This window comes from Blautia sp. MCC269 (assembly GCF_018785655.1).
Lineage (GTDB): Bacteria > Bacillota > Clostridia > Lachnospirales > Lachnospiraceae > Blautia_A.
Window position 1 is genome coordinate 50,629 of the sequence record NZ_WQQE01000026.1, and the last position, 8,766, is coordinate 59,394.

Sequence of the window (8,766 nt, forward strand, 5' to 3'; positions counted from 1 at the left end):
TATAGCACCTTTCGTCGAAAAGCTACAATGAAATATTTTCATGGAGAATATGCAGCGGCTGCATAAAATACGCAGCCGCACAGTAACGTGTGTTTATCATTTCACTATCTTTCCAGGAGTCCTGCATCACGAAGGTTTGCAAGAAGTGCATTAAAATCCTCCACAATATCATCTACGCTTGTTGCATTTCCCACAGCAGCTGCCGGAGTTACTGTTCCGGCAGGACCGGTGGCTCCCGCTGCTCCTGCTGGACCAGTGGCTCCTGTTGGGCCGATTGCTCCCGCTGGGCCAGTGGCTCCGATTGCACCAGCCGGACCTGTTGCTCCCACCGGACCGGTGGCTCCCGTTGTTCCAGCCGGACCAGTGGCTCCCGTATATCCCTGTATTCCCGGTTCCCCCTGCGGCCCCTGAGGGCCCATAGGACCAGGGACTCCCGGACAGCCTCTGGGGCCGGTTGGTCCTGTAGGTCCCACAGGGCCTGGGCAGCCTCTTGTTCCACATCTGTCACATCCACAGGAACTATGATTTCCATAACAGGACATACAGGACAAATCCTCATGACTGTCCTGCTGCATTTCCATTTCCTTACGTTTTCGATGCCTGAACAGCATTCTTCGATCACCTCATAGGAAAATAACTTTCCCTACAGTATATGACAACAGCTTTTACCTGTGCATAGGATCCCCGCAAGCCTGTACCCTGCCAGGAAAATATAATAAATATGTCTTTCTTTTTATGTCAGACCATATTTTTCCCGGAAATATTTCTGGTCATACAATACTCCCGAATCTTCCGGCTTCAGCTCCATTGCTTTCTTATGAAAAAAGAATGCCTGCTCCGGGCATCCCATTTTATCATAACAAACGCAAAGCTGCATATATGGCACAAACCCATGATACTCAGCCATAAAAAATCCACCCTTTTTCTTATCTACAGGCACAGTAAGCGCCTGCCCGTACCAGTAGGCAGCCTGTCTGGGCAGCTCTCTTTCCAGAAAGATCTTACCGACCTCACAGCAGATTTCCGCCCTCGGCACATCCATAGTCAGACTGTACAAAAAAGCTTCCAGTGCGGACTTTTTCTCTCCCATTTTCCGGTAGCACTGTCCAAGTACAAAACAGGCATCGATCTTATTTTCCAGCCATCCGGACGGATTTTTCAGGAACTCCACCAACACAGCCTCTGCCTCCGGATATCGCTGATGATAATACAGTTCTCTCCCATAATAAAGCTGATGTCTGGGTTCCAGCTTTTCTCCTCCTGCCAGCATTTTTTCATAAATGCGGAGATTACGGTCCGGATCACCTTTTCCACATTTCCGGTGCCGGATCACCACATCTGAATAGATGATGTTTCCCTCCGGAATCACAGTTTCATGAACTGCCCCATTCCATCTGAAATTTCTGGATGTTTTCATTATCCGCTCCCGAAAATAAGAAAATGTTGTTCTCCCGCTCTGGTCAAACCCTGCCGCATATTCCATCATTACAACATCTGTTCCGGGATCCAGAGCTTCTTTAAGACTCTTCAGTTTTTCCAGATTTTCTTCATTCAGGACATCATCCGCATCCATCCACATCCAGTAATCGGTGCGGACTTTTTCCAGAAGAAAATTACGCGGAGCAGAAAAATCGTCACACCAGGGAAAATCATACACCAGCGACGTATACTGCTCCGCAATCTCTTTTGTTCTGTCTGAAGAACCGGTATCTGCGATCAGGATCGCATCCATTACCTGAGAAACCGGCTTCAAGATTCTCTCAAGAACTGCTTCTTCATTTTTTACGATCATACAGAGACTGAGGGAAATCATATTTCAGGATCCTTCGGATTTTTATAATATTTATGCCATTCCCATCAGTCCTATACCTTCTGTCAGTGTACAGCTTCTGCTTTCGGATAAAGCTGAGCTCATCCTCATATCACCAACTGTGGTATATCCTCTATATGTTCTGCAAGATGATCTGCCCCGTTCAGCTCCCCTCTCTCACCATATCCATACAGGCATCCTATAAATGGGCTTTTGCAGGCTCTGGCACATTCCAGATCCTGCCTCCTGTCTCCGACCACCAGATAAGGACCTGTATATTCCCGAATGATTTCCTGCACAATCTCTGTCTTTGGACGGAATCCATACGATTCGCAGTCATAAAAATGATCGAACCATCGTTCCATCCCAAATTCCTTCCAGTGCGCCTCACGATAGGAAGCTTTACAGTTACTTAAGATCACAAGATGATATCCCCGGTTCTTCAAAGCTGTAAGCATCTCCTCTGCTCCCGGATACCACACAGCCTTATGTTTCCTGATCTGTCTGACCATCAGGTCTCCTACCATCCTGCTTGCCTGCTCTTTATAGCTCTGATCCAGCTCCGGCAAAAATGTATTCCACATCTCCTTACTGTTAAATCCCAGCCAGCCGGCAATTTCCGCCGAGCCTATCTCCCGTTCTTCTGCAGCCTTCTGTTCTGTCAGCCACTGATAGGTTTCACGAAATGCCGGTTCATAGATTCCAAGGGTATGATGGATCGTTCCATCATAATCAAATATGATCGTTTTTGTCATCATTTATTTTCCTGTCTTTTAGAGCTGCTTCATCAGATTAACCATCTCGATCGCAGATAACGCACAGTCATAGCCTTTATTCCCGGCTTTGCTTCCTGCACGCGCAATAGCCTGCTCGATATTCTCAGTCGTGATCACTCCGAATAAGACAGGGATCCCTGTTGCAAGTTCAACCTGTGCGATCCCTTTGGCAGATTCATTGCACACCAGATCATAATGTGAAGTATCTCCACGGATGACAGCTCCCACGCAGATAACTGCATCATATTTTCCTGACTGTGCCATTTTCTGTGCTGTAAGCGGAATCTCAAATGCTCCCGGTACCCATGCTGCAGTAATATTCTCTTCTTCTACACCATGTCTTACCAGTCCGTCGACTGCTCCTCCCAATAATTTATTCACAATGATCTCATTGAATCTCGCTGCCACGATACCAACCTTCATTCCCTCCGGTGCTACTACTTTTCCTTCTACTAAATTGATCTGTCTCATTTTTTCTTCCTCCTGCTATTTGCTGTTTTTTATAAATTTATTTCTTTAAAAATATGACCCATCTTTTCCTGTTTCGTCTTCATATATTTCCGGTCATATTTTTGTACCGGAATCTCCAGAGGTACTCTCTCATTGATCTTCAGCCCGAATTCACCAAGCCCATAGACTTTATCCGGGTTATTGGTCAGTAATCTTAATGATTTCACACCAAGGTCTGACAGTATCTGTGCCCCGACCCAGTACTCTCTGAGATCCGGTGCAAACCCTAACTTCACATTAGCCTCCACGGTATCGTATCCCTGTTCCTGAAGCGCATAAGCTTTGATTTTGTTGATCAGTCCGATTCCTCTGCCTTCCTGTCTCATATACAGAATGATCCCTCTGCCTTCCGCCTCTACCTGGCGCATCGCTGTCTGCAGCTGCAGGCCGCAGTCACATCTGAGCGATCCGAATGCATCTCCTGTCAGACACTCCGAATGTACACGGCAAAGCACATCCTCACCATCTCCTATATCACCTTTTACCAGTGCCAGATGATGTTCTCCTGTAATGTCATTGATATAGCCATACATTTTAAAATCACCGTACTGCGTTGGGAGGTTTGCAGCTGCTTCCTCCTTTACATGCTTTTCATGTATTCTTATATAATCCTGCAGATCACGGATCGTAATAAATGTAAGGTTATGCTCTTTTGCCATTTCCCATAGCTGTGATGTACGCATCATAGTGCCATCTTCTTTCATAACTTCACAGCACACGCCGCATTCCTTCAATCCGGCAAGTCTCATAAGATCTGTTGTTGCCTCCGTATGGCCATTCCGTACCAGAACCCCGCCTTTTCTGGAAATAAGCGGAAATACATGTCCCGGTCTTCTGAAATCCTCCGGTTTTGACTGATCATCCACACACTTCATAATGGTATAGGAGCGTTCTGCCGCAGAGATACCGGTGGTTGTATCTACGTGATCCACTGCCACGGTAAATGCTGTACTGTGATTGTCCGTGTTCTCAGCAACCATCGGAGGAAAGTTCAATCTCGCCGCAAGTTCCGCACTCATCGGTGTACAGATAAGACCCTTTGCATAGGTCGCCATGAAATTAATATTTTCCCGGGTTGCAAACTCTGCCGCACATATCAGATCTCCCTCATTTTCTCTGTCCGGATCATCTGTGACCAGAACTATTTTTCCTTTCTTAAGATCCCTGAGTGCCTCTTCAATTGTGTTGTACTGATAATTTTGTGACATACTGTATATCCTCCTGTTTTAAAACCCGAATTCTTCAAGAAACTCCATCGTAATTCCGGATTCTTTTTTCTCTTCTTCATTTTTTCTGATGCCAAGCAGTTTTTCTACATATTTTCCGATCACATCATTTTCCAGATTAACCAGATCCCCCGGCACCTTTTCCAAAAGGGTGGTTTCTTCTCCTGTATGTGGAATGACCGACACCTGAAAACCAGCTTCATCAATCCTTGCAACCGTCAGGCTGATCCCATCAATACAAACGGATCCTTTTTCCACGATCAGATGCAAAATCTGTGGCGATGTCTCAATCGATACCCAGATGGCATTTTCTTCCCGGAGCATGGAACGTATCACGCCAGTCCCATCAATATGGCCGCTTACTATGTGTCCTCCGAACCTGCCGTCTGCAGCCATTGCACGTTCCAGGTTTACCTGGCTTCCGGCCTTGCAGCTTCCAAGACTGCTTCTTCTGATAGTCTCTGCCATCACATCGGCGGTAAATCCGTCCGGCTGGATCGACGTAACTGTCAGACACACACCATTCACCGCAATACTGTCACCGATCCTTGTTCCTTCCAGGACCTTCCGGGCTTTCACTGCCAGGATCCCTGATTCTCCTGTCAGCTGTATATAACGGACTTTTCCTTTCTCTTCTACGATTCCTGTAAACATGATTCCTCCTGTTTTTTCTCACACACCTGACATCTTATCCGGATGTCCTCACCAATCTGGCAGATATCTGTATATTTCAGTTCCACTGCTTCAGACGGGAATTCAACTCCGATACCTTCTACCGGTGTCTTCCCGGCCACACCGCCAAACAGCTTTGGTGCCACAAAAGCCTGTACTTCCTTTACAATTCCGGCTCGCAGGGCACTGTCATTTAACGTACCGCCTCCTTCCAGGAGAATACTATCAATGCCTTTGCTTCCAAGATCTGTCATCAGCTTCTTAAGGTCTATCTGATTCTTTTCATCCGGACAGTAAATGGTCTCAACTCCCATGGTATGTAATATTTTTATTTTTTCTTCTGTATTTTTCTGATCTGCATAAGCCACGATCGTCCGGTACTTTTCCGCACTTTTTACGATCTGACTGTCCGGCGGGATCCTGAGCTTACTGTCGCACACAATCCTGACAGGACTTTTCCATCCTTCTACCCGGACGTTTAACATCGGATCATCTGCAAGCACAGTTCCAATGCCTGCCATAATTCCCATGTACTGATGCCGCATATGCTGTACTTCTTTTCTTGCCGCTTCTCCGGTGATCCATTTTGATGCTCCTGTCTTCGTTGCGATCTTCCCATCCAGTGTCATGGCATACTTCATCACCACATAAGGAGTCTTCGTAGTAATATAATGGAAAAACACCGGATTCAGCTGATCACATTCTTCTCTCATAAAATCTTCAACTACTGTTACACCGGCTTCCCTTAACATCTGTACACCTTTTCCTGCCACTTTCGGATTCGGATCCCGGGAACCGATCACCACTTTTCTGATCTTCTGTTCAATGATCGCTTCCGTACATGGAGGTGTTTTTCCATGATGACAGCAAGGCTCCAGCGTAACATAAATCACCGCACCTTCTGCTGATTCTGTGAGGGAAGCAATTGCATTACGTTCCGCATGAAGTTCTCCATACTTTTTATGATAGCCTTCCCCAATGATCCTTCCGTCTTTTACGATCACTGCCCCTACCATCGGATTGGGATTCGTCCAGCCTTCTCCTTTTTTGGCCAGCTGGATCGCCCGAAGCATATATTCCTGATCCGTCATTTCTATTCCTTCTTTCTTATTCCTGTTCTTTGTCTGGTACACCGAGACTTTTAACCCTGTGCAATCGGATTCACCGACAAGTGAATGGTATAGTTATTTCGAAAACGATATACCAGATACAAAAAAAGCCTGCAGAAATATCTGCAGGGTGGAATTGATCTGTTACATATGATCAATAAATGAATGTCTGATTATTTCCTACATAAAAAGCTCTGAAATGGATCACCATCTCAGAGCTCTGATACTACATTCATTCATACAAAAATCAACTGTACTATCATCTTCTTCCATCCAGACTATACTGTCGGCCCCGGAATCTCACCGGATCATGCCTTTCGGCTCGCGGGCTCTACCGCCGGTAGGGAATCTCACCCTGCCCTGAAGATATCTTTTTGTTTATTTTAATACTTTATCTGTTATTTGTAAAGCGGAATTTTTATTTTACTCATTCCATGCGGAATATTATCAGTGAACGGTAACGAAACTAATCACTAATCCGCATACTATACTCATCTTTTTTTGTATATAACCAATTCAGGATTTTCACCGTCTTTCTCATATGTACATATCATAATAAAATCCATATTTGCCAGAATACCGAAGTATCTGTCCCCTCCGAATTCAGACTCCATTTGATTTCCCAGATAAGTTTTCTGGTCATCCAGAAATTTCACTTTTTGTCCATTTGGCAGTGCATATTCCAGATTTACATATTTACCTACAAGTGCATTCAGTCTGTCTACCCTTGGAAGTCCATCTATATGTAAATCATTTATTTCATTTATCAATTGCTTTTTAAACTCTTCAAACTGCCCATTGTCACTAAGTTCATCATACCTTTTCCAGTAATCTAACTTTGGAAGCATTTCTTTCAGATAAGTGCGTGCCTGTTCTTCGGTAAAGCTTTCATTTACCATATTCTTTACACAAACATCAATCAATTCATCCATATCATTATATGTGTATGTTCCATCTGCATAGCACCATTTACAATACTCCTCATTTAATGCGCCATCCTTATCACGTCCCAGTATGGAATCATCATCAATTGGCATCCCGCAGCACTGACAGATCAGCTTTCTCGGTTCTCCCAGAAGCGTATTGATCGAGACATCAAATTCTTTCGATAAGAGCTTAAGTGTATCAGTATTCGGAACGGTATCTCCATTTTCCCAACGTGATACTGCCTGCCTTGTTACCATGATTTTATCTGCCAGCTCGTCTTGTGACATTCCTCTTTCAGTACGAAGTTTCAAAATAATATTTTTTGTTTCCATAGTCGTCACCTCCATAACCACATCATATAGATAAATCCATGTTTTGAAAAGCAACCTGCTGTTGCCAACGAATAATCCAACACCAAACACACTTATCGCAATAATCATCAGCACAATCTTAAAGCTGACCATCTATCTTTTTATGTATTTTTGCTTTCTTACTTTTTTTATCAATTGGATACCATACAGTTTCAGCTTATATCCCAGCATGATATACAGCTTGTTATATGGCAGTCCGTGAAACTTCTGGTTGACCTTATGACCCATATCTTTCTCTTTACGGATATTTCGGATATCTCCCACAACCACACAGCGGATATCTTCTTTTATGCAGTATTCTGCAATCCATCTGGTCACTTTATGAAGATAATCCTTCACTGCATTCTGCTTTTTTCTGTAAAGTCTCTGGATATGTTTCGATGATCCTGGATATTTTATCCCTCTTTCCGATTGCTGTGCATACCAAACAGACTGCACTCTGGCGATCTCTTTATGAAAATATCTTTCCAATGAAAGATATCTCCTTCCAAGGATAAAAGTCCTGCCATTTCCGGAATCATAACAGGTCATCAGATTATGAAGTCCAAGATCAATAGATAAATAATGTCCATTCTGTAAAAGCTGCTCTGGTCCTTCAATCTCATAGATAACAATAAGGTCGCATTTTCCGTTTTCCGGCGGATAGATCCTCAATTGTTTTATCTGATCCATGTCCCTGAAAATCTTATTTTCAAGATATAGAAATTTTTCATGGATCCCGTAGGTTTCTTCCATATAGCTTTTCAGATCCTTTGGCAGAGACAGCCGCAATCGGTCTGAACCTTTCTCATGCCGGATCCCCATCTGCATGTATGTGACCGGGATATTGTCCTGTTTAAAACGGGGCGGATTTGGATCTTTGATCCCTCCGGTCTTTTTCAGGACATGGAAAGATCTCCATGCTTTGTCCAGCTGCTTACAGGTCTCCTGCGCTGTCTGTGACGGAAGCTGTCTGTACCACAGATCCCCTTTATGCGCTTTTTTCTGATAATACCAATCAGGATGCTTTTCCAGTCCCAGTTCTTTATAATGATGACGTTCATAGTTGCAGACATTCCAGAGTTTGGAAGCTGCATAACACATATGCCCTATGATATTAGAATATTCCGGCCGGATATTTACAGATGTTCTGTGTGACAGCAGCATTCCTTTTCCCCCTTCGAACAGCTATACAGATAGAGATCTACACTCCACCTTGATTTAATACGACTTGCTCTGGTGTTCAATATAACGGCGGATATTTTCTTCAGATACAGATCCGACCGTTTCCACATAATAGGAATGGTTCCACAGCTCTCCCTTCCATAGCTGGTTTCTTATTTCCGGAAAACGTTCGAACAGTTTTCTGCCGGTGATCCCCTTCAG

At 44.2% G+C, this 8,766-nt stretch carries 10 protein-coding genes and 1 riboswitch; all 10 genes read right to left on the minus strand.

Annotated elements, in window-relative coordinates; genetic code table 11:
• Positions 1-104: 104 nt before the first annotated feature.
• Positions 105-611: a collagen-like protein gene (locus GPK88_RS19770; RefSeq protein ID WP_215707749.1), complete on the minus strand. Its 507-nt coding sequence runs from the start codon at positions 609-611 to the stop codon at positions 105-107.
• 122 nt (positions 612-733) lie between these two features.
• Positions 734-1,813 carry a tetratricopeptide repeat-containing glycosyltransferase family 2 protein gene (locus GPK88_RS09795; RefSeq protein WP_215707750.1) on the minus strand — a complete coding sequence of 360 codons (1,080 nt, stop codon included), beginning with the start codon at positions 1,811-1,813 and terminating at the stop codon, positions 734-736.
• A gap of 104 nt (positions 1,814-1,917) precedes the next feature.
• Positions 1,918-2,568: an HAD family hydrolase gene (locus GPK88_RS09800; protein WP_252197741.1), complete on the minus strand. Its 651-nt coding sequence runs from the start codon at positions 2,566-2,568 to the stop codon at positions 1,918-1,920.
• 15 nt (positions 2,569-2,583) lie between these two features.
• Entirely contained in the window at positions 2,584-3,057 is a 474-nt protein-coding gene (gene ribH, locus GPK88_RS09805; RefSeq protein ID WP_006427673.1) for a 6,7-dimethyl-8-ribityllumazine synthase, read from the minus strand.
• A 29-nt stretch (positions 3,058-3,086) separates the two neighbouring features.
• The gene (locus tag GPK88_RS09810; protein ID WP_021977316.1) at positions 3,087-4,304 is read right to left on the minus strand and encodes a bifunctional 3,4-dihydroxy-2-butanone-4-phosphate synthase/GTP cyclohydrolase II; all 1,218 of its coding nucleotides are present in this window, start codon (positions 4,302-4,304) and stop codon (positions 3,087-3,089) included.
• Positions 4,305-4,322: 18 nt separating this feature from the next.
• Positions 4,323-4,976: a riboflavin synthase gene (gene ribE, locus GPK88_RS09815; RefSeq protein WP_021977315.1), complete on the minus strand. Its 654-nt coding sequence runs from the start codon at positions 4,974-4,976 to the stop codon at positions 4,323-4,325.
• Positions 4,958-6,085: a bifunctional diaminohydroxyphosphoribosylaminopyrimidine deaminase/5-amino-6-(5-phosphoribosylamino)uracil reductase RibD gene (gene ribD / locus GPK88_RS09820; RefSeq protein WP_195656010.1), complete on the minus strand. Its 1,128-nt coding sequence runs from the start codon at positions 6,083-6,085 to the stop codon at positions 4,958-4,960. Before ribD ends, ribE begins: the two co-directional genes overlap by 19 nt.
• A gap of 275 nt (positions 6,086-6,360) precedes the next feature.
• Positions 6,361-6,475, minus strand: a riboswitch (FMN riboswitch).
• Between the two features lie 119 nt (positions 6,476-6,594).
• Entirely contained in the window at positions 6,595-7,362 is a 768-nt protein-coding gene (locus GPK88_RS09825; RefSeq protein WP_215707751.1) for a zinc ribbon domain-containing protein, read from the minus strand.
• Between the two features lie 132 nt (positions 7,363-7,494).
• Positions 7,495-8,547, minus strand: coding sequence for an RNA-guided endonuclease InsQ/TnpB family protein (locus GPK88_RS09830; RefSeq protein WP_252197742.1), 1,053 nt, complete (start codon positions 8,545-8,547; stop codon positions 7,495-7,497).
• 54 nt (positions 8,548-8,601) lie between these two features.
• Positions 8,602-8,766, minus strand: a 165-nt coding sequence (gene tnpA, locus GPK88_RS19605) for an IS200/IS605 family transposase (protein ID WP_215707753.1), incomplete at its 5' end; no start/stop codon positions are given.

What these genes read in the sequence shown, in the direction of transcription:
- GPK88_RS09795 (WP_215707750.1), bottom strand. Translation starts at nt 1,813, where the DNA reads ATGATTTCCCTCAGTCTCTGTATGATCGTAAAAAATGAAGAAGCAGTT.
- GPK88_RS09825 (WP_215707751.1), bottom strand. Translation starts at nt 7,362, where the DNA reads ATGGAAACAAAAAATATTATTTTGAAACTTCGTACTGAAAGAGGAATG.
- GPK88_RS09830 (WP_252197742.1), bottom strand. Translation starts at nt 8,547, where the DNA reads ATGCTGCTGTCACACAGAACATCTGTAAATATCCGGCCGGAATATTCT.
- GPK88_RS09800 (WP_252197741.1), bottom strand. Translation starts at nt 2,568, where the DNA reads ATGATGACAAAAACGATCATATTTGATTATGATGGAACGATCCATCAT.
- GPK88_RS09810 (WP_021977316.1), bottom strand. Translation starts at nt 4,304, where the DNA reads ATGTCACAAAATTATCAGTACAACACAATTGAAGAGGCACTCAGGGAT.
- ribE (WP_021977315.1), bottom strand. Translation starts at nt 4,976, where the DNA reads ATGTTTACAGGAATCGTAGAAGAGAAAGGAAAAGTCCGTTATATACAG.
- GPK88_RS19770 (WP_215707749.1), bottom strand. Translation starts at nt 611, where the DNA reads ATGCTGTTCAGGCATCGAAAACGTAAGGAAATGGAAATGCAGCAGGAC.
- ribD (WP_195656010.1), bottom strand. Translation starts at nt 6,085, where the DNA reads ATGACGGATCAGGAATATATGCTTCGGGCGATCCAGCTGGCCAAAAAA.
- ribH (WP_006427673.1), bottom strand. Translation starts at nt 3,057, where the DNA reads ATGAGACAGATCAATTTAGTAGAAGGAAAAGTAGTAGCACCGGAGGGA.